10 protein-coding genes are annotated in these 22,010 nt (G+C 41.5%); 3 read left to right on the top strand and 7 right to left on the bottom strand.

All coding sequences use genetic code 11. From position 1 onward, the window contains the following. Window positions 1–7 precede the first annotated feature (7 nt). Window positions 8–4,150 (top strand): two-component regulator propeller domain-containing protein, encoded by a 4,143-nt coding sequence (locus J0X14_RS15560; RefSeq protein WP_207098733.1) that lies wholly within the window; start codon window positions 8–10, stop codon window positions 4,148–4,150. Between the two features lie 12 nt (window positions 4,151–4,162). Here the strand turns inward: J0X14_RS15560 and J0X14_RS15555 are convergent, their stop codons facing one another. The 3 genes from J0X14_RS15555 to J0X14_RS15545 all read right to left on the bottom strand — a co-directional run bounded on the left by J0X14_RS15555 (window position 4,163) and on the right by J0X14_RS15545 (window position 12,095). Beyond that, a complete protein-coding gene (locus J0X14_RS15555; RefSeq protein WP_242528057.1) occupies window positions 4,163–7,489 on the bottom strand; it encodes an FG-GAP-like repeat-containing protein in 3,327 nt (1,108 codons plus the stop codon). A gap of 100 nt (window positions 7,490–7,589) precedes the next feature. Continuing rightward, complete coding sequence (locus tag J0X14_RS15550; protein ID WP_207098732.1) at window positions 7,590–9,077, bottom strand: RagB/SusD family nutrient uptake outer membrane protein; 1,488 nt, start codon at window positions 9,075–9,077, stop codon at window positions 7,590–7,592. Window positions 9,078–9,086: 9 nt separating this feature from the next. Further along, on the bottom strand, window positions 9,087–12,095 hold the full coding sequence (locus tag J0X14_RS15545; RefSeq protein WP_207098731.1) for a SusC/RagA family TonB-linked outer membrane protein: 3,009 nt from the start codon (window positions 12,093–12,095) through the stop codon (window positions 9,087–9,089). 463 nt (window positions 12,096–12,558) lie between these two features. On the opposite strand from J0X14_RS15545, the gene J0X14_RS15540 reads away from it, so the two are divergent. Together J0X14_RS15540 and J0X14_RS15535 are read left to right on the top strand one after the other, a co-directional pair. Continuing rightward, window positions 12,559–14,889, top strand: a complete 2,331-nt coding sequence (locus J0X14_RS15540) for a TIM-barrel domain-containing protein (RefSeq protein WP_207098730.1) — start codon at window positions 12,559–12,561, stop codon at window positions 14,887–14,889. A 134-nt stretch (window positions 14,890–15,023) separates the two neighbouring features. After that, a complete protein-coding gene (locus J0X14_RS15535) occupies window positions 15,024–15,545 on the top strand; it encodes a DUF5004 domain-containing protein (protein ID WP_207098729.1) in 522 nt (173 codons plus the stop codon). A 250-nt stretch (window positions 15,546–15,795) separates the two neighbouring features. Here the strand turns inward: J0X14_RS15535 and J0X14_RS15530 are convergent, their stop codons facing one another. The 4 genes from J0X14_RS15530 to J0X14_RS15515 all read right to left on the bottom strand — a co-directional run bounded on the left by J0X14_RS15530 (window position 15,796) and on the right by J0X14_RS15515 (window position 21,895). Next, complete coding sequence (locus J0X14_RS15530; RefSeq protein WP_207098728.1) at window positions 15,796–17,106, bottom strand: TolC family protein; 1,311 nt, start codon at window positions 17,104–17,106, stop codon at window positions 15,796–15,798. After that, entirely contained in the window at window positions 17,096–20,194 is a 3,099-nt protein-coding gene (locus J0X14_RS15525) for an efflux RND transporter permease subunit (RefSeq protein WP_207098727.1), read from the bottom strand. The genes J0X14_RS15530 and J0X14_RS15525 overlap by 11 nt, the downstream gene beginning before the upstream one ends. Further along, window positions 20,191–21,267, bottom strand: a complete 1,077-nt coding sequence (locus J0X14_RS15520) for an efflux RND transporter periplasmic adaptor subunit (RefSeq protein ID WP_207098726.1) — start codon at window positions 21,265–21,267, stop codon at window positions 20,191–20,193. Before J0X14_RS15520 ends, J0X14_RS15525 begins: the two co-directional genes overlap by 4 nt. A gap of 241 nt (window positions 21,268–21,508) precedes the next feature. After that, entirely contained in the window at window positions 21,509–21,895 is a 387-nt protein-coding gene (locus tag J0X14_RS15515) for a hypothetical protein (RefSeq protein WP_207098725.1), read from the bottom strand. Between the last annotated feature and the right edge of the window lie 115 nt (window positions 21,896–22,010).

Raw genomic sequence — 22,010 nt, 5'->3', positions numbered from 1 at the left:
GAACCTCGTGAAAACAACTAAACTACTAAAAATTGCGCTTGGGTTCATATTCTTGAAATGTGTAGGGGCTAATGCACAGATTTCAGATTATGAATACAATTTTGTGAATATAGATCAGCTAAATTCACAGCGAGCGGTCTCTACCATCGTGCAAGATAGCCTGGGTCTAATTTGGATGGGAACCAACGGGGTTGGTCTTCAAAAATACAATGGTTTCGATTTTGTTTCCTATAAACAAGATTTCACCGATAATAGTTCACTGAACAGCTCTTTGATTTACAAAGCATTTGTTGATCAACGCAATCGATTGTGGGTAGGTACAGAGGCCGGATTAAATTTCTATGACCGGGATAATGACACCTTCAAACAAGTAACATTGTATCGTGATTCGGTTGCTTTGGAAAGTGTTCCCATCTGGGCCATTCATGAATGTGCAACAGGGAAACTTATTGTGGGCTCTTGCTATAATGGACTTTTTTTGGTAGACCCAGAAACCTTGACCGGACACAATATTCCTATGGGCGATACCAATATCGCTTCCTTGCAGATAAACAGTATTATAAAGAACAGGGAAAAGGAATTATTGATAGGCACCAATGAAGGTCTTTTTTCTTATGAAGAGGGAAAAGTGGCTAAGGTTTCGTTGGATTTTGGAAATCTGGGAGGTAATAACAATACTCCATTTTACATTGTCTCCATGATTAAAGATGACGAGGGATCTATATGGATGGGAACCTTTCAGAATGGTTTGCTAAAAGTTGAAATAAATCCTTTAAATTCCTTCAAAACGTATAATTACAGGATAAGCACTGAGCGTATTCTATCCATAGCACAAGCACCGGACGGGAACATATTGTGCGGTACCGAAAACGATGGCCTTTTTGCATTAAAAAGGAATGGAGATCTGGTGAAGCACTACCGGTACAATAAATTTGATGTCAATAGTATAAAAGCCAATTCAATATGGTCCCTATTTGTGGATAAACAAGACCGTATTTGGATTGGTTACTACAATAATGGGGTAGGGGTCTATGACAAACTCTATGACAAGTTTAAAGACATACGTAGCCTTGCCAATGTGAGCAACTCTTTGCAATCCCCATCGGTAAGTGCAATGGCAAGTGATAAGAATGGAAAAATGTGGATTGGTCTGGATGGAGGTGGTGTTGATGTATACAATCCCAAAACTGGGAATATAGTACACCTTACCAATCCAAGAAATTCAATTGGGGCCTATTTAAACGCAGAAGATGTCACCGCCCTTTTTATAGATAGTGGTAATAACGTTTGGATTGGCACTTGGAATTCGGGCATTTATCATCTCCCCAATGGCTCCAGAACGTTTATCAACCATACTGCTTCAAACACTGATGGGGGATTAAAGTCTGATCGGATCATGAGCTTTGCCGAAGATTCAAAAGGAACTATATGGATCGCATCTTTTGTGGAAGGTTTGCACTCGTATCATCCAAAGCGCAAAAAATTTGTTCACCATAATGAACAGATATTTGATGACCCAACGCCAGGGGAAGGAGCTATGCGTATCGTACTTGTGGATAGAAACAAAACCATTTGGATGGGAACCACCGCAGGCCTCTATAAACTTGAAGTCGCTGGTGCGCCCATCCAAGAACAAAAAGCAATTCCATTGCGGGTTCCCATGTACAAAAGCTTGGGCAATCCCCTTGTGGTGGATGCTGTTGTGTCTTTGTACGAAGACAGTCAGGGTAATATTTGGATCGGTACAGATGGTGGTGGTCTTTGCAAGTACGATTTCAACAGCGACAGCTTTTTGTGGTATGGCCAAAATGAAGGTTTAAAACAAGAAACCATTGCCTCCATTCTGGAAGATGACAATGGTGACCTTTGGATTAGTGGAAATAACGGTTTGTCGCACTTAGATATTGAAAATCAATCTTTTAAGAATTTTGATATTAATGACGGGCTGTTGGCAAACGACTTTAACTTTAATTCAGCGTTTAAGAATCATAACGGACTACTGTATTTTGGCAGTTATGGCGGGATCAATTATATCGACCCAGATCATGTAAAAACCAATACCAATAAACCCGAGATCTACTTTACAGATTTCAGACTTTTCAACAAAAGGGTGGGACCCAATGATGAGGAATCCCCTTTGGATAAGATTATTTCCCAGACGGATAAACTTACTTTAAAACACAAACAATCGGTCTTTACCATAGAGTATGCCGCCATAAATTTTACGAGACCCAAAAAAAACCAATATGCTTATATTCTAGAGGGTTTTGATGATGCCTGGAACTACGTTGGTCAAACCCGAAGTGCCACGTATACCAACCTTTCGCCGGGAGACTATACCTTTAAAGTAAAGGCTGCAAACAATGATGGGGTATGGAACGAAACCCCAAAAACCTTGCGCATAACCATTCTTAGCCCTTGGTGGGCAACCAATTTGGCCTTAATGTCTTACCTATTGGCCATACTTCTTATTTCCTATTTTTTAGCCAAATTCATGTCGCAGCGAATACGTGAAAAAAGAACGGTTGAAGCAGAAAGGGAAAGAAGAATTCAAGAAGAGGCCCTGAACGATAAGAAAATACAGTTCTTCACCAACATTTCACATGAGTTTAGAACTCCCTTGACGCTTATTTTAAACCCACTGGAAGATGTACTTTCAGATTCTAGGCATAAACTGTCTAGATTAACGCATGAAAAACTCCGTACCATCCATAAAAACACTTCAAGATTAAAGCGACTTATTGACGAGTTGATGGATTTTAGAAAGTTGGAGATTAATAAGTTTTCCGCTAAAGCTTCTGAACTGGAAGTCATATCATTTGTTACAGAGATCGCTGGTCATTTTGATGAAGAAGCTGCATTACGGAACATTATTCTCATGGTAGAATCCGATGATGACCGAATTTCTTTATGGAGTGACCCCTCACTATTGGAAAAAGTAATCTTTAATATTCTATCCAATGCATTTAAGGTCACCCCGGATAATGGATTTATAACCGTAGGGGTCTTTAAATGTGGCCAAGAAATTGTTTTTCCATTGGTAGATGACCAAGAGCAGGTACAAGCTTTGGAGATTTATATAGAGGATACGGGACATGGCATTAAAAAGGATGAACTCGAAAAAATATTTGAGCGATTCTATCAGGTAAAGGAAATGAACAGTCAGTATTATGGTGGCACTGGTATTGGCTTGGAAATGGTTAAAAGTTTTGTGGATCTATTAAAAGGTAAAGTGATTGTGGAGAGCGAAGAGGGTGTTGGGACCAAGTTTAGGATTTTCCTACCCTTAGGCAATAATCACTTCAAAGAAAATGAACTCTTGCACTGTCCTGAGGTTGAAGACAATGCGGCGGTCTTGCCATTGCCTGAATGTGCCATTGAAATGGAATATACCAGTGCTGGTTCCAACAGAACGCTGCTCATTGTTGAGGATAATGCAGAATTGCGGACCTATCTTAAAAACGAATTGGAAAGTGAATATGCCATATTTGAGGCGGTCAATGGGGTGCAAGGGCTGGAAATTGCCTTTAAAAGACCTCCAGATCTTATTCTTACCGATGTGGTGATGTCTGAAATGGACGGGTTTGAATTTTGTAGACGAATTCGTCAGGATTTAAAAACCAGCCATATCCCAGTTCTTATGTTAACTGCGAAGGCGATGACGGATGATTGGGTCAAGGGAATCGATTCTGGGGCCGATGTCTATTTGCGGAAACCTTTTGAGATGAAGGTTCTTCGAGCTCAGCTCCGACAAATTATCCAGAGTAGGCAGGTCTTGTTCAATAAATATTTGAGTGATTCGGATAATTTTAAAATTCCGGATAATACCTCTTCCCTTGACAAAAACTTTATGACCCAGGTGCTGCATTACATCACAAAGAATATTGCCGATGAAAACCTCAATGTTGAGTCTTTGGCAGAAGAATTACATTTGAGCCGAAGTCAGTTGTATCGTAAAATCAAAGCCATGACCGGTCTTACGGTAACAGAGTTTTTACGCAAAATACGCCTAGAACATGCCAAACGCTTTATTGAAAATGGCACAGAGTCAATAAGTGAAGTATGCTACAAAGTTGGGTTTTCATCACCATCCTATTTCACCAAATGCTTTAAGGCGCAATTTGGTGTGTTGCCCACAGAATTGAAATAGCGAGTATTGTACTTAATTTATACGTCGATACTGCATGGCGGCATCGTTCTTGGCAACAAGGAGGTATTTTTTGTCTTTGACTTCAATAGCGGCCATATTTTTCACATCTCCTTTAACAAAAAAACCGCTTTCTGAAGCCTTGACTGCTTCAAAATTACCTTTTCCGTTACCTTTTAGCAAAAGTCCGTAACCAGCATCATTACGAGGAGTTTCCACTTCAGAAACATATAGATTCCCCGCAATTAGAAAGTCCAGATGGCCGTCTTTATCATAGTCATCCACCAAAATTTGGTTGATACTGGAGAGTTGGGCCTCTCTGGGCAGATCATGCATTACAAACTTACCATCTTTGTTTTCCAAATAAACGCTTGCAAACGATTTTACCTGATAATGCAGTGAAGACTCCAATTGCTTTTCACCATACACATCCACCAAAGTGGCCTGTGAAAAGCTTTCATAGTTTTCAAATTTCTTTTTTATTCCGGGTATTTGCTGGGAAGAACACTCTCTTCCCCTGAGTGGGAATTGTTTCCCCTCGTTGTAGTAACTGAGGACAATATCCACACTCTCATCCTTATCAAAATCGTTTACGAAAATATCGAAGGTCTCTTCTTCGGTAGCTCTGTATTTATAGTTTAGGCCGTTGTTCCCAACCACATAATCCATATCGCCATCCTTATCAAAATCCCCCTGTTCAATGCTCCACCACCAACCTGTGCTATCTATATTTAGACCCATTTCTTCGGAAGTTTCCACAAAACCTGCCCCTGTGTTCTTGAAAGCCCTAATGGGCATCCATTCCCCAACTACAATAATATCCAACTGATCATCATTGTTAAAATCGGTCAAAACGGCACTGGTGGCCATACCCAATGCATCAAAACCTTCAGGCTGCATATTCTGGGTTGGTTCAAAGGAAATTTGCTCGGGTGTGCTATTGTTCATTAAAATATAGCTTTGAGCAGGGGAGGGATAGTTTCCGGGCACTTGTCGCCCCAACACCAGCAAATCTTCTTTTCCATCCTTATTGAAATCACCATTGTAGGCTCTTGACCCACTTATAGGTAAGGACGGCATTGCAGTCGTGTCGGCCTTGGTAAAATTTCCTGTTCCATCGTTGATATACAATCGGTCTGCTAGCTGGCTCGAATTTGGTTCAAACTCATACCCGCCACTGACCACGTACAGATCGTTGTCTCCATCGCCATCAGCATCAAAAAATAAGGCACCGTTGTCTTCACTGTCTTTATCCTGTTCCAAAAACTGTGAATTGCCCATTTTAAATCCAGTTGAGGTCTGTATAAAAAGCGCACCTGAACTGCCTTTGGATGCCCCTACAAAATAGTCACTCAATCCATCGCCATTTACATCACCTACAGCCAGTGCGGGACCAAAGGATGACATTTTATGGGGAAGAAGCACCTGTTTGGCAAAATCATCGTTTTTGTTTTCCTGATGTACATACTCAGGAAAAAGTTGGGTATTATCTTTTTGGAACAAGTTTGATGCAATTGCCATGTTTTCTTTGGGAGTGTCGGTCTCCGAATAGTTCATGACCAATTTTTGATTGGAGTCAATATCATTCATCGTTTGTATCTTCCCATCGGGCCACACTACCTTGAGTTCATCTATTTTTTGGAAGGAACCCAACCCAAAATGTAGTTCTGGTGCTACCGAAGATTGGAATCCCCTGGTTGTGGTCAATTCCTGCATTTGGGTGTGCCCATCTGTGGTGACATAGACCCGTGTGCCTAGCCCAAAAGCATTTCCTTGTTGCCCAGAAAAGGCCACTTTTACATAGCTGTTGTGTTCAGCGCTTTTATTTTCAAAGATTGAAGCAAAGTCATCGAGGTTATTGGTGATGATTTCCAGATCGCCGTCGTTGTCCAAATCAGCATAAGCACATCCATTGGAAAACCCTTCGTATTGAATTCCCCATTTTTCGTTGGATCGTTCAAATTTAAGATTCCCTTTATTCTTAAAGATGAAGTTGTCTATTTTTTCTGAAGGGATGTGCAGACTTAATTGGAGCAGGCTGTCCCCCTTGTTATCCATTTCTTCGAGCTTGTTGAAGTAGTCGTTGTTGTTGATTTCCCTTCGTGTACCATTTGAGACAAAGAGGTCTTTGAGCCCATCATTGTCAAAATCGGCAAAGAGTGGTCCCCAACTCCAATCTGTGGATGAAGTTCCCGTAATTCTGGAAACATTTGAAAAATGAGGCATTCCATCTTCATAGAACCCAGTATTCAATTGGAGGCAGTTGTGCATGTACTGGTAGTGGAAACCTGCATCGACCACATCCCAAAACAGTTTTGGGTTCATGCTGGCCATATTTGCTTTTTTTCGACGATTGGTTTGGGCATCCATATCCACCTGAAAAATATCCAGATTGCCATCATCGTTAAAATCGGCAATGTCAACACCCATCCCATAGAACGCTGTGTGGGAGGTTGCTTCCTTAACCACTTCCTTAAATGTACCGTCCTGATTGTTCAAATACATGAGGTCTGGCGAATTAAAATCACTGGAAACATAGAGATCGGGCCATGAATCATTGTTGAGGTCGCCAACGGTGGCACTCAAGGAGAGGGCAAAGACCCTAAGACCAGATTCTGAGGTAACATCCGTGAAAGTTGAGCCGTCATTTCTATAGAGATGGTCAGATTCAATGTCCTTTAGATTATTCATTCTGTAGGTATACACAAAGGTGGGCGAGCTAAAGGGAGTGGGTGGGTAGTTGGCCACGTACAAATCCAAGTCCCCATCTTTGTCATAGTCAAAAAAGGTAGCCTGAACGCTATTTCCAGGGTCGTCCAAACCGTATTCTGACGCTTTTTCAGAAAAGGTGCCATCACCATTGTTGAGAAACAATTGGTTGTTTTTAAGGCCAAACTTACCGCTTACGGAACAGTAGATATCCAAATATCCATCCCCATTAATGTCTGCCATGGCTACGCCTGTGTACCATCTGTCGTCGCCTCCAACACCGGCACTTTGGGTAATGTCCTCAAACTGTAGATTGCCCTTATTGAGGTATAGTTTATTTGAGACTTGATTGCCTGTAAAATAGAGATCTACTAAGCCATCATTGTTAATGTCGCCAGTGGCCACACCACCTCCCATGTAAAGATAAGAGTAGGTGAAATAGTTCAATGAATCATTTTCAGTTAGGTGATTGGCAAAATCCACTCCAGTCTCTGTAGCGTTTCGGGATGAAAAAATCATTGGGTCTGTTTCTGTGACCGGCGATTCTTTTTTAGCACAGTTGTGCAATACGATTAAACTTACCAATCCAAAAACGAAAAGATATGGACTTTTAAAAACCTTTCTAAAATTCATTTTAAACAATGCTCAAATTTATAATGATAAAAAACAGCGTGTAAAATACACGCTGTTTTCACTAAAATTAATTCAAAAAAACTAACTCAAAATTAAAATCTTAGTATCCTGGGTTTTGATCCGCAGAACTTAGGTTGATATTGGAATCAATTTCCGGTTGGGGAATGGGCAGAAGCTCATGTTTCCCTGCTTGAAAATTGGTGCCGGCAAGTTCTGTACCTGCAATACCCCAGCGAATGATATCATTGAACCTGCACTGTTCTCCGGCCAGTTCAACTTTGCGTTCGTGAACCAAGGCGTCAAAAACTTGTGCTGCAGACATACCAGTGGGTAAATCAGCCAATCCAGCTCTTTCCCGAACTTGGTTGATATAACCTACTGCCACATCTTGATCTCCTCCAGGTCTCATGCTTTCGCACTCGGCCATCATAAGAAGCACATCGGCATATCTTAAATATTTAAAGTTTATACCAGAAGTCTGGTCTTCATTGGCATCTTTATAATAGTTCTGATATTTGGCCCAACCCGCATTACCACCTCCGTTACTTGGAAAATGAGTTACAGTTAAACTACCATCGGGTCCAAAAGTGTCCCCATTTACATAGAACGTTTGCTCGTAGCGGATGTCACCGGGCTCGTATTCATTCAACAAATCATCTGATGGGAAAACGTTGAACCAGTCATTAAAGCCATACTCTTGCCCTCTAAAGGTAGCCTCATTGGGTCCTTCTCCACTTCTGTCTGAATTCCACTGGGCGCTAAAGCCTAGGTCATCATCATATTGGATTTCGAAAATGGATTCAACACCAAACTCGGTCTCTTCCATGAAGTTATCGAAGTAATTATCTTCCAAATCGTAACCTTGAAGTGCATTGAACATACCCAAGGCATCGTCATAACGCTCCAAGAAAAGATATACTTTGCCTAAAAGAGCCTGAGCAGCACCTCTTGTGGCCCTACCATTTTCCTCCTGCCCTTTAGGCAATAAATCTGGTATGGCATCCTGCAAATCTTGAATAATCTGCGCATAGATCTCTGCACTAGTGCTTTTTCCAAAACCTGCACCATCGTCTGGGGGTAGAGTGGTGATCAATGGAGCATCTCCATATCGGGTAACAATGAAAAAGTAGAACAAAGCTCTTAAAAACTTGGACTCAGCAATGGCTTTTGCCTTATCGGCATTACTCATTACCGAAGGAATAATCTCATCAATGAGCGATTTGTTTTCAATAACATAGTTTGCTTTGTTGATACCTCTGTAGCAACTTTCCCAATAGGCGCCAATGGCACCGTGGCTGGAATCAAAGGAAAAATCCAAATATTGCCGTTTATCAGCTTCCAACTGATTGTTCCCTCCATTTTCATGGGCCATATTGTCCATCATAAAAAACATATGACGGCTAAAAAGACCCCTAGTCTGCAAGTTGGAATACACAGCAATAACTGCAGACTCCACTTGGGTGGCATTTGTTAAGAATGTATCTGGAGATAGCTCATTGGGGTTGCTCAACTCCAACGAATCTTCATTACAGGATAACACGAGGCCTATGGTGGCCAGAATCGCTAATATTAATCTATTTTTTTTCATAACTTTTTTTTAGAATGATAATTGAACTCCTAATAAGATCGATTTTGGTTGCGGATAGTTTCCTCTATCAATTCCTAATTCGTACTGACTTCCTCCGCCATTGTTGGTCAATGGGTTACCAATCTCTGGATCCAAACCGGAATAATCTGAGATAGTAATCAAGTTTTGACCACTAACATACACCCTACACTTGGTAAGGTACTTGTCCAAAGAGGGACTCTGAAAAGTATACCCGAAAGTGATATTTTTCAATCTCGTATAGGAGCCATCTTCAACAAAACGATCAGAGATGGAGTTAAAGTTCTGTGGAGAACCATCTGCCCTTGGTACCGAGTTTGAAGTACCCGGTCCTGTCCATCGATTTAGAACATTGGTACCTGAGTTGAACAATCTAGGCATCCCTTCCAAGTCATAAATGTTGGTATTGTAAACATCTACACCAGCAACACCCGAAATAAACATATTCATGTCAAACTTTTTATAGTTTGCATTCAAGTTTAGACCATAGGTAAGGTCTGGATATGGATTTCCTATTTTCACTCGGTCATCGGCATTGATCATATTATCATTATTTTGATCTACAAATCGGATATCACCAGGCAATTTGTCCGAACCTGCTCCAAGATGTGCGGTAACTTCTTCTTGGGTTTGGTACAGACCGTCAGTTTCTAGACCGAAGAAGAAGAACAAGGGCTCACCCACTTCTATTCTAGAAATTTGTTGAGCCTCAAAAGTACCTCCAGAAAGGGATTCGTTTACACCCAATGATTTGACCTCATTGGTGGTAGTACCCAAGTTAAGGTTGGCAGACCACGTGAAATCACCTTCAAAGTCATTGTAACCCAAACTGATTTCAAAACCATTGGTTTCAACACTTCCCACGTTTTCGGTAACAGCACCGGAATGAATTCCCAAAGAACCTGGTAACGGACGACTCATTAGGAGGTCATCGCTGGTATTCTTGTAGTATTCAATGGCACCGGTAAATTGTCCATCAAAAAGACCAAAGTCAAGACCGGCGTTGATCATGGTGGTTTCCTCCCATTTCAAATTAGGATTGGCAAGACCACCTGGGGTGGTTCCAGTGCCCAATCCAGTGCCAATGGGATAGAAGAAATTGGCCAAAAGCGTTGCACTATATTGGTAATCCCCAATTCTATCGTTACCGGTAACACCCCAGCTACCTCTCAATTTTAAGGTGCTAAAAGGCGTGTCTGTCATGAAATCCTCCTTGGCCATGTTCCATCCTACTGAAAGGGAAGGGAAGGTACCCCATCGGTTATTGGAACCGAAACGTGATGATGCATCACGACGTATGGAGGCAGCAAAAAGATATTTTTGGTCAAAGTTGTAGTTTAAACGGGCCAAGTATCCAATTCTATTGTACTCAAATGAGGTTGATTGTAAAAAAGACTGCTCATTGGATACTTGATTGATATCGTTTGAAATTGGATTTTGACTGTTCGAGTTTAAAATATCATCTGTTCTATCCTGTTTTTCAGCTACCAATAAAACTTCCAAATTGTGAACGTCGTTGAAGGTTTTGGCATAGTTTAAGCTATTGGTGATGATAATGGATTTCCGTATGCTTGAGTTTTTAGTAATGGCAGCAAAATCAGAGGCATGTGTGGCGCCCTCACTGTCATCATTGTACGATGGACGGAAAATGTCGGTATTTGAATTTCGGTATTCCAAACCAACTTGACTCTTAAAGTTTAGCCCATCCAAGATTTCAAATTCACCGAAAATACTACCAATAATGGCTGATGACTTATTGATTTGCTCACCAAGTGTTTGCACCCGAATAGGGTTTTCAGCATCCTGTCCATCCAAACCACTACTTGGCCCTTGAAAACCTCCTAGGTTATCTGGGTTATAAATGGGCAGGTATGGTGGAATCTTAATAGCGTGCTCCAATAAGGAACGAGCGCCCAAGTTTCTTTCAGGATTTTGCTTGTTGAAGGCAACCGTCATAGTTTCTCCGAATTTGAATTTACCCACAGTAAAGTTACTGTTGGCACGGAAAGAGAACCGTTCAAAAGAGGTCTCAATGATGGCACCTTCTTGATTTTGGTACCCTGCAGAGAATCTGAAATCACTATCCTCAGAACCTCCAGAAATGCCCAAGTCAACCTTGTTCATTACCCCAGTTCTAAAAAGAGCATCTTGAAAATCCGTATTGTTGCCGGATGAGGAAAGGGGAGAAGTAGGTGTAAAACCGAAAGCTTGCTGTGCAAACTGTAAATATTGCTGTGTGTTCAGTACATCATATCGTTGGTTGGTATACTGAATACCAGTGTAGGAATCTACATTGACTACCGTTTTGCCTGTTCTTTTCCCTTTTTTGGTAGTAACCATTACAACACCATTAGATCCCAATGAACCATAGATAGCAGTTGTGGAGGCATCTTTTAAAATGTTGATGGATTCAATGTCATTTGGGTTAAGATCTCCCAGACCACCTGCAATAATACCATCTATTACATACAGTGGGTCGTTGTTGTTCATGGTACCTAGACCCCGAATACGAACTACGGGTGCCGTACCCGGTGAACCGGTATTTAATACGGTAACACCAGCAGCTCTACCTTGTAATGCTTGGTCGGCAGTTGCTATGGGTAATGCAGCTATCTCTTCCGCTCCTACGGTTGAGATGGCTCCCGTTACTTCTGCCCTGGATTGGGTACCGTAACCTACAACTACAACCTCATCCAGTGTCTCAAGATCTTCAGATAAGGTTACATTGATGGAAGTTCTACCATTTACAGGAATTTGTTGATTCAGGTAACCTATGTAACTAAATACCAATGTGGCATTGGAAGATACATCGGAAATAGTGTAATTCCCATCAAAATCTGTTTGGGTTCCATTGGTAGTTCCAGATACCACTACTGAAGCACCAGGAAGAGGAGACCCCGTTTCATCGGTAACAGTTCCCGATACGGTCAATGATTGCGAATATGCCAAAGGCCCAATCATTATTAATAGGGTTATGACCGCATGTTTAAGTTTAATCATAATCTACAAGTTTAAGTTAGTCAATGTATTATATGCATTGTAGAACAAAGATATTGGTGGTGTTCTGTGGACACTAAAAGAAATGATGCATATCATGTAAAATATGATGCATAAGCACCCTTAAAATTGGAATATCTTATATATGAACCACTGATATTGTCATTTCGGTGAATTTTTATGCAAAAAAATAACAATGTCTAACTTTGTGCATTTGTGTTATGCCCGTAACATCCATGGTTATTCCAGTTAAATTTCGGATACTATTAAAGGGAGTATAAATGGAAGAATGACCACAATTTTGCTAATTCTCCAGGGGCACTCGATGAGAATCATATTTTTAAGTATTGAATCTTGGTATAATATTATCAGACTATGGACCTATATTGTCGAGTTTGTGATGTATGTGAGGATGGTCTCGGTTAATCTTATATATTTATTATAGCCACACATAAAAATGACAACTATGCTCAAGATTTTTTTAATCCATAAAAATGTGAAATTTGCCTTTGTACCTTTCATCATTATTTGTTTAGTACTTGGATCCTGTATCCAGTCCCAACCAATTACCACCATGGGGCAACCTGCCCAACTACAGATTGGCGTTGCTGGAAATCATGCATTGCGGGTAACCCTAAAACCTCTGGACTACGATATGGAATCCTATGGGCATATTGTTTTTGAGGATAAAAAACAGACGGAATATGCCATTGATATTACTGATATCAATGGCGTATTGACCAAAACCATAAATGGATTGGAAGTCAACGTTTCTATAAACCCATTGACGGTCACCGTAAGTAATGATAAAGGTGAATTGGTACAGCAACTGGTTTTTGATGCCGATGGAAATCTATCATTCGCCATAGATGAGTTTCCCATTCTTGGTTTGGGTGAAGGTGGTCCAAAACCCGAAAAAGATACAAACTGGAGAGAGGATTCCATTGAGTATGATCGAAAAGGCAGATTGCACAACATGTTGCCCCGTTGGCAGGCCAATGCCTATGGCTCAAGAAATCCGGTGTCCATGTTGGTTGGTACAAAAGGTTGGGGACTATGGATGGTCACACCATGGGGGCAGATTGATCTGACCTCCGACACCAAAGGAATCTATACCCCATTTACACCGGAAGACGGCTATTATGTGCAACAGCACCAAAAAAATCAGCATGACAATACGGGAAAGGGCATTCCGCCTAAATATATTAAGGGACTTTACGATGTTTATGTATTTGATGGCCATGACCCAAAAGCATTAATGAAAGATATTGCAACCATTAGTGGTCCAGCGGTTATGCCTCCCAAATGGACCATGGGTTATATGCAATCCCATAGAACTTTGGATACCGATAAAGAAATGGTAGGCATAGTGGACAAATTCCGTGAGAAGGAAATTCCCATGGATGCCGTTATCTATTTGGGCACAGGTTTCACTCCTACAGGATGGAACAAGGAACAGCCTTCATTTGAATTTAACCCCGAAGTTTTTAAAAGGTCGCCCCAAACGGTGATTGATGAAATTCACAGCAAAAATGCCAAAATGGTATTACATGTGGTGCCATGGGATAGGGATAAACTATCTACATTACATGGCTCAATCCCCCCTAAAACAGATGAAAAGGTTGATAGTTCCCATATCCTGACCCATTGGAAAGAGCATGTGCCCCTGATGAACATGGGAATTGATGCATTTTGGCCCGATGAAGGGGATTGGTTCAATCTGTTTGAACGCATGGAGCGGCACAAAATGTACTACCAAGGCCCGTTGCAGACCAAACCAAATGTAAGACCCTGGAGTTTGCACAGAAATGGCTATTTGGGGATTGCGCAATGGGGCGGTTGGATTTGGTCCGGAGATACCGACTCCTCATGGAAAACCTTGGAAGCGCAAATTGCTGTTGGGATTAACTCTTCGATGAGTTTGTCACCCTTTTGGGGCTCAGATATTGGAGGATTCTATCCCAATGAGGAATATACCGCGGAGTTGTTCACCAGATGGTTTCAATTTAGTGCTTTTTGCCCATCTTTTAGATCACACGGAAGAACATGGTGGACACACCTTCCATGGGGATGGGGTTTAAGTGAAAGAGGTCCTTTGGAAACCAAGACACCACCATTGGAATCGGAAATGAATAATCAGACCATTGAACCCATCGCCAAAGCCTATTCCGAACTTCGGTACCAATTGTTGCCCTACAATTATACCTTGGCCTGGGAAGCTAGGGAAGAAGGCTTGCCCATGATGCGGTCACTTTGGTTGCATTATCCCGATGATGTTCAGGCCAAATCCGTTGGGGATGCATACTTGTGGGGTGAAAAAATGCTTATAGCACCCATTTTTGAAAAAGGGGCGACATCAAGAGAAATTTATCTTCCGGAAGGTCTTTGGTACGATTGGTGGACCGGAAAATTGGAAGAAGGAGGAAAGACCATCCAAAAGAAAGTAGACTTGGCTACCATGCCCATTTACGTTGGAGCCGGGGCCATTATACCAATGGACCCCATCAGACAGTATACTGAGGAAGAAATAGATGCCCCAACTACAATAAAAATATGGACTGGAGCCGATGGAACCTTTGAACTCTATAACGATGATGGGAAGAGCTTGGATTATCTGGGGGGTGAATATGAAATCACCAAGTTTCAGTGGAACGATACAGATGGAATTTTGACTCTTGAAGATGGCAAAGGAGAAAATGAGGATAACTCCAAGAAAGAATTTATCGTGGAGTTGATGCCAAGTGGGGAACAAAAACGAATTACATATTCGGGCTCATCAATGGAAGTACAATTTTAGATAGCGATTATCTTTTGATTTGCGTGAAGGTTTTGTATGGGTTAATCTGGCAAGTATAATTTTTATGTTGTTTTGATGCAACCTTCTTGGGTTTGTTACATCAAACTAGAAACCTTAAAATTTTGATTTTTACTATGAAACGAATGATTTTTAGTGTCGGTACATTGCTTTTGATGGGTGGATTTATGGTTTCTTGTAGCACAGATGATGGTTCTTCTGATTGCCCTGAAGATTTTACTGGGGCATTGGTGGCCAATGAAGAGAAACTGGTCGGAGAATGGGTGCTTAGCGCCATTGTTGCAGACGAGGCTGTTGATATCACCGATGATGACCAAGAAAATCCGAGCACCGATCTTTTTGCCCAATATAATGATTGCCAAAAAGATGGTGTATATACCTTCAATGCAAATAGGACATATACGTTTGAACAAGGTCTAAACGGTACTGATTGCCAAAACAGAGGTACTTTTGATGGTACATGGCAATTGTCATCAAACACGCTGAGTTTTGTAGATGCATGTATTCTTCAAAATTTGACGATTACTTTTAACGGAAGCGAAACAGAATTCACATTTTCCGATGATTTTAATATTACCGATGTCAATGGAACTACCAGTGAGGTAAATGTCAGTTTTACCTATAGTTTGGTTCCGTAGTTTTAAAGAGTAACCACAAAAACAACAACTTATATTGGGATCAGGACAATACTGTTTTTTTTCCTAATTTTGGACTGATTTTGATTAATACTGAATCTGGATATTGACCGTCACATCAAATTCAGAAATTTGGTTTTGATTTAACTATGCGGCTGGCAATTTCTATTGCTGGCCGTTTTGTTTTATACGAGGGTTGTTGCAAGACTAGAGTGGATAGAACTTAGGTTCTCCACTTTTTCAGCAAAAGGGGTTAGAGATTCAGATTTCCCGCCAGTTGTTTTAAGATGATTTCCGAGAGCTTGGCCTGGAATTTTGCATTACTATGCCGAACCCTAGCATTGATGTAGTTCAATTGTGCAGTCCGAAATTCGATGGTTGGGATAATTCCAATTCTATATTTTTCAACGGTTATGTCCAAGTTTTCCTTGGCTATGGTCTCATTTCTGTCTTCCAGTTCTATCAAACTGATATTGGTCAAATAGGTCTGATAGGTCGAATTTACAAGACTTGTCAATTCCTGTTCCTGCTGGGCTATGGCTATCTCCGCATTTTCCAAGGCCACTTTTCCCATTTTCTCTCTTCTGTTCTGATTAAAACCATCAAATAGGTTGAGTGTGGCACCAAACCCATAATTAAAACCTCTCGATTCTGAGCTTGTGGCAAACCCCAACTCGGATTTGGAACTACCTATGTTGTACCCGGAGGTGACAAATACAGAGGGGTAACGCGCTGCCTTTATTTGTTTGAGTTCCAATTCACTGATACGCTTGTTGATTTTTTCGGCCTGTAACTGCGGATTTTCCGAAGCTACCTTGGTTTCCAGTTCCTCCAATGCCAGTTTATGGTCCACAAAGATTTCTGGAATCACACTAAAATCAGTCTTTAGGTCTCGCGCCAATTGTTCGTTCAACTGGATTTTGGTGTTTTTATAAAGTTCTTGCTGGCGTTGCATCAGGGTTTGGTCCGTGTTCAAATCTACTTGCGCATTCAGTACCTCCAGTTTGGAAGCTTTTCCAATCGTAAACCGGTTCTGTGCAAGTTCCACACGCTGTTCCGAAATAATCAAGGTACTGTCCAGTGCCAATAATTGCTGTTGCTGTTGCACTAGGTCATAGTAGGTGATCATTACTTCGCCCACTGTGGTCAGAATGGCCTGTTTCAGCTCTGCTTCTCCCAATTTCTTGGTTTCCTTCAACTGCTCAAAATTGGCAAACATGCGGAGACCGTCAAACACGGTCCATTCAAGTGCCACACCATAATTTAAGCTGCTATTCTTTACATTGTCCCGTTCCTGAAGGGTACCATCGTTTCGTAGCTGGGATAAATTCTGAACACTATTGTTGTCCGATAGATTGGCATCTAGCCTTGGAAGAATACCTGCTTGCCCCGGAGTGACTCCCAATTCATCAATCTTCAGTTCGTTTTGTGCGGTTTGTATCTGATAATTGTTCTCAAGGGCTATTTTTACAGCTTCCTGCACCGTAAGGATTTCTTGTGCATCTGCCCAAAAAACACTTCCAATTACCCATAATAAAACACCTATTCTTTTCTTAATGAGCATGTGAGGAAAGTTCAAGATTTTTGAATTCGGGTCGTAGTACTTTTTTTCTGGACCACATAAAATACAACGCTGGAATAACAAACAAGGTAAGCACCAAAGAAAACAGGGTTCCGCCAATAATTACCACTCCCATTCCGGTTCTACTTGCCGAAGCAGCACCAAGCGATAGTGCAATGGGCAGTGCGCCCAAGGCAACCGTAAGGCTGGTCATAAGAATAGGACGTAGCCTGGATACGGAAGCTTTCATAATGGCATCCATTTTAGAGATGCTTTCATCTTCTTCTTGCAATTGGTTGGCAAACTCTACAATCAAAATTCCATTTTTGGTCACCAGACCTATAAGCATGATAGTTCCAATCTGACTGAAAATATTCCAAGTTTCACCGAATAACCAAAGTGAGAACATGGCTCCGGCAACAGCCATGGGCACCGTTAATATAATAATGAATGGGTCGATGAAACTTTCAAACTGGGCAGCCAGAATGAGGAAAATCAACAAAAAAGCTAGAGCAAATGCAAATGCGGTATTGGAGCTACTTTCCACAAAATCGCGTGATTCACCTCCCAAATCAGTGGTGAATGTGTCGTCCAGAACCCTATCTTTTATGGCATTCATGGCGTCTATACCATCACCAATGCTCATACCTGGGGCCAAATTGGCCGAAACCGTGGCAGACATGTAACGGTTGTTGTGAAACAGTTGGGGAGGGCTGCTGTGCTCGCTCGTGGTCACTAGATTATCCAATTGAATAAGGCGCCCCTCCTTATTTTTTACAAATATGGAAGTCAAATCCATAGGCTCATCACGATCTTGCTTGTCAAATTGGCCAATAACCTGATATTGTTTCCCATTCATTAGGAAATACCCAAAGCGCTGACCACTCAAAGACAGTTGAAGCGTTTGTGCCACATCCCGCACCGAAACTCCCAAGCTTTCCGCTTTTTCACGATCAATGGTCACATAAATTTCGGGCTTGTTGAACTTCAGGTTGACATCTGTAAAGGAAAAAGTAGGGTCTTTTTCAGCCTCAGCCATAAACTCGGGTATCTTCTCTTCCAATTTCTGGAAATTTTTGGCCTGAATGATAAATTGAATCGGAGGTCCTCCGCGACGGTTTACCGAGATGGTAGGTCGTTCCGAAACATTGGTTCTTCCACCTACAAAAGCTTTGGCCCATCTTCCAAGGTCATCGGCAATTTCTCGTTGGGAACGGTCTCTCTCGTGGGGTTCTACCAATGCAATATTGGCCCGTCCACTGTTCACGGATGAGGAACCAAATCCCGGGGAAGTCAACACCAAACTCACCTTTTTCTCGGGAATGGAATCGTTGATGAGTTCCGTGATTCCGGTCATCAAACGATCCATATATTCATAGGATGATCCCTCTGGAGCACTAACATTCAATCTTACAAAACTTCTATCGTCATAAGGAGCTGTTTCCTTTTGAAGTAGTGTGTAGAACATAACAATAAGACCAATACACCCAAAAAGGATAGGGAGACTCAACCATTTTTTCTGCATGAACTTTTCCAATGCACTGGCATAAGATTGGTTCATGGCCACAAAATATTTTTCCGTGACTTGATAGAAACGCGACCTACTTTGCTTACCTGGCTTGGTCAAATAGGCATTGAGCATGGGAGTGAGCGTGAGCGAAACAAAGGCGGAAACCATAACGGCTGCACCAAGCACTACGCCAAATTCCCTGAAAAGTCGACCTACAAATCCTTCTAAAAAGATAACGGGAAGAAACACCGCTGCCAGGGTAACGGATATGGAGATAACCGCAAAGAAAATCTCTTTGGATCCTTTCACGGCAGCCTCAATGGGACTCATTCCTTCTTCTATCTTTTTGTAGATGTTCTCCGTGACCACAATTCCATCATCCACAACAAGTCCCGTTGCCAAAACAATGGCCAAAAGGGTCAGTACATTAATGGAAAAACCGAACAACCACATAAAAAAGAAGGTGGCAATCAAAGAGACGGGAATATCCAAAAGTGGACGAAGGGCCAAGGACCAATTCCTGAAGAAGAGGTAAATGACCAGAATAACCAGAATGATGGATATTAATATGGTTTCGGCCACTTCAGTGACGGCTCTTTTTACAAAAACGGTATCATCAATGACCACATTCAATTTAAAATCTTCAGGAAGGTCTTTTTGAAGCTTATCGTATTCTTCGTAAAAGGCATCGGCAATTTCAAGATAATTGGTACCAGGTTGTGGCACAACGGCCACCGCAATCATGGGTTGACCTGAATCGCTCATTTTGGTCTCCATATTCTCTCCTTCCAAAGTAGCTTGTCCTATATCACGGAGTTGAACGAGTTTTTCGCCATCAGCGAGAATAATGATATTATTGAATTCTTCTTCGGTATTCAGGTTTCCAATCGTCTTTACGGTCAATTCTGTATTATCACCGGTCAATTTTCCGGAGGGAAGCTCTACATTCTGAGCCAAAAGGGCAGCTCGAACATCAGCAACCGTTAAGCCATAGGAAGCCAGTTTTAAGGGGTCTATCCACAATCGCATCGCATATCGGCGTTGCCCCCATATTTGAACGCCACTTACTCCCGGAATGGTTTCAACACGTTGAGCAATGACATTTTCGGCATAATCGGATAGCTCCAAAATGTTTTTATTGTCACTCTGCACGGTCATGGAAATGATTCGTTGGGCATCCGCATCGGCCTTGGAAACCACGGGAGGGGCATCCAAGTCATCAGGCAAGCTTCGTACCGCTTGTGAAACCTTATCACGGACATCGTTGGCGGCATCCTCCAAATTTTTATCCAGATTAAACTCAATGTTTATGGAGCTTGACCCTTGAACACTGTTGGAAGTAATATTTCGGATACCGTCTATGGAGTTTATGGCCTTCTCCAAAGGTTCGGTAATCTGGGATTCAATAATATCCGCATTGGCGCCCGAATAGCTGGTGCGAACCGAAACTATGGCAGGGTCAATGGAAGGAAATTCCCGAACACCCAAAAACGTATAGCCAATAATCCCGAATAGGATAATGGAAATGTTCATTACAATGGTAAGAACGGGCCGCTTAATACATATTGCCGAGAGATTCATGGTGCTACCGTTAAAGGTTGGAGTTCTTGTAGGACTACATCAACCGGTGCACCATCTTTTAATGCCATAACACCGTAAGACAATATGGTATCACCGGGCTGAAGATTGGTCAATACCCGGACAACGCTACCGGTACGGGCACCAATTTCAACATCCACCTCTTGGGCTTTACCATTTCTGTACACAAAGATTTTTTTACCGTTTTGTACGGGAATCAAGGATTCGGTGGGTACCAATAGGGCATCGTTGACCGTTTCCAAGGGCAATTCTACATTTGCATAGGCACCAGGGTAAAGTCCCTTGTCCCTATTGTCCATTACAGCTCGCATTCGTAAGGTCCGGGTGGCAATGTCTACCTCAGGGTCAATGGCATAGATGGTGGCTTCATATTCTTCATTTGAATCTGAAGTGGTAAAGGTCAGGACCGTACCCACACGAATTTGCGAAGCATATTTTTCAGGAACGGAAAAGGTGATTTTCAGCTCATCGGTGTTCACCAATTTGGCAATGGTAGTTGTTGGGGTAACATAAGTCCCTTTGGAAATGGAACGCAATCCTATGGTTCCAGAAAAGGGCGCGCGTACCAATGTTTTGGATAATTGGGCATCAATTAATTCCGATTCAGCTGAGGCAGATTGAAAGTCGGCACTTGCAATGTCATATTCTTCTTGACTAATGGCCTGTTTTTCCAAAAGTAATTTGGCCCTTCGTTCATTTTCCGAAGCCAATTTTTTTGCTGTCAATGCTTTGGAAAGTTGTGCTTGTAATTCAATATCGTTTACTTTCAGCAGCACTTGTCCTTGTGATACCTTGGCACCCTCCTGAAAGTTGATACTTTCCACTACACCGGAAACTTCGCTTCGGATATCTATTTGTTCATCGGCTTCCAAAGTACCGGAAAGTGATATGTTATCCTTAAATACTTGAGGTTTTAGGATGATTCCGGTTACTGTGGGCATTGTGGGACCGGTATTCTCTACCTTACCGATTTCAGCGTTGGATTTTATTCGGTAACCAATAAGTGCCAAAATTCCAATACCCAGTAGGGTATAAACGATATGTTTTGTTTTCATACGGATTGAAAAAAAGCAAACACCATCGGGGCCAGAAACGGGTTTGGGCAAAGATAATCCGAACGCATTATTTTATAGAAAGGCAAAATGTTATTAAACTCCCAAAATTGGGCGAACGGTCAAAAGTTTGGGGTCAACGACAATAATGGAGCCTTTAACCACAGGTGTTTTTGGTGCAACACAAATAAAGAGCTGCATTCCATGGCAATGGCATTTTTTTGCAGAAAAATTTCTTCTCCTATCACATATATTTAGAAAGGAAACGAAAGAACTGTTTTTTCAGGTCATTGTAAATACCCCTTTCTGTTTCCATACCCTCCCTGATTTTTGTATGATGCTCAAAATGTAATCGATTTATGACATCTTCATGGGCTTCCAAGTGTCTGGAGATATTGAGTTCATGTTCCCGTATCCTTTCCTTAAATTCTTCCATTTTGGATTTATGGATGAAAAACTGGTTTTGGAACTCACTTAATTCTGCCAAGACTTTTTCATTTGTCCAACGGTTTACCAATTCATCAAGTCTATTTTGAAAGGATTTAAGCTCATCTTCCCAAAATTCAAGCTCCTTTTCCCATTGTAGATGTTCAAAATGTAAATCTGAGTTATACGTCGCTTTTGTTTCCATCTTGCAAGTTTTTATAGGATTCTTAAAGTTAGTTTTTGCGCTTATCTGCCAAAATGATATCGGTCAGTATTATGATTTCAATCATTCCCACAACCTATCTCAAGTTTTACTTTTG

Source organism: Allomuricauda sp. CAU 1633, assembly GCF_017313225.1.
In the GTDB taxonomy this organism is placed as follows: domain Bacteria; phylum Bacteroidota; class Bacteroidia; order Flavobacteriales; family Flavobacteriaceae; genus Flagellimonas.
Note: the sequence above shows the minus strand (reverse complement) of the source record. Positions and strands in the feature narration are given on the sequence as shown.

Coding starts and splice junctions, on each gene's coding strand:
- J0X14_RS15515 (WP_207098725.1), bottom strand. CDS start 21,895: ATGGAAACAAAAGCGACGTATAACTCAGATTTACATTTTGAACATCTA.
- J0X14_RS15545 (WP_207098731.1), bottom strand. CDS start 12,095: ATGATTAAACTTAAACATGCGGTCATAACCCTATTAATAATGATTGGG.
- J0X14_RS15535 (WP_207098729.1), top strand. CDS start 15,024: ATGAAACGAATGATTTTTAGTGTCGGTACATTGCTTTTGATGGGTGGA.
- J0X14_RS15525 (WP_207098727.1), bottom strand. CDS start 20,194: ATGAATCTCTCGGCAATATGTATTAAGCGGCCCGTTCTTACCATTGTA.
- J0X14_RS15540 (WP_207098730.1), top strand. CDS start 12,559: ATGCTCAAGATTTTTTTAATCCATAAAAATGTGAAATTTGCCTTTGTA.
- J0X14_RS15550 (WP_207098732.1), bottom strand. CDS start 9,077: ATGAAAAAAAATAGATTAATATTAGCGATTCTGGCCACCATAGGCCTC.
- J0X14_RS15520 (WP_207098726.1), bottom strand. CDS start 21,267: ATGAAAACAAAACATATCGTTTATACCCTACTGGGTATTGGAATTTTG.
- J0X14_RS15555 (WP_242528057.1), bottom strand. CDS start 7,489: ATGAATTTTAGAAAGGTTTTTAAAAGTCCATATCTTTTCGTTTTTGGA.
- J0X14_RS15530 (WP_207098728.1), bottom strand. CDS start 17,106: ATGCTCATTAAGAAAAGAATAGGTGTTTTATTATGGGTAATTGGAAGT.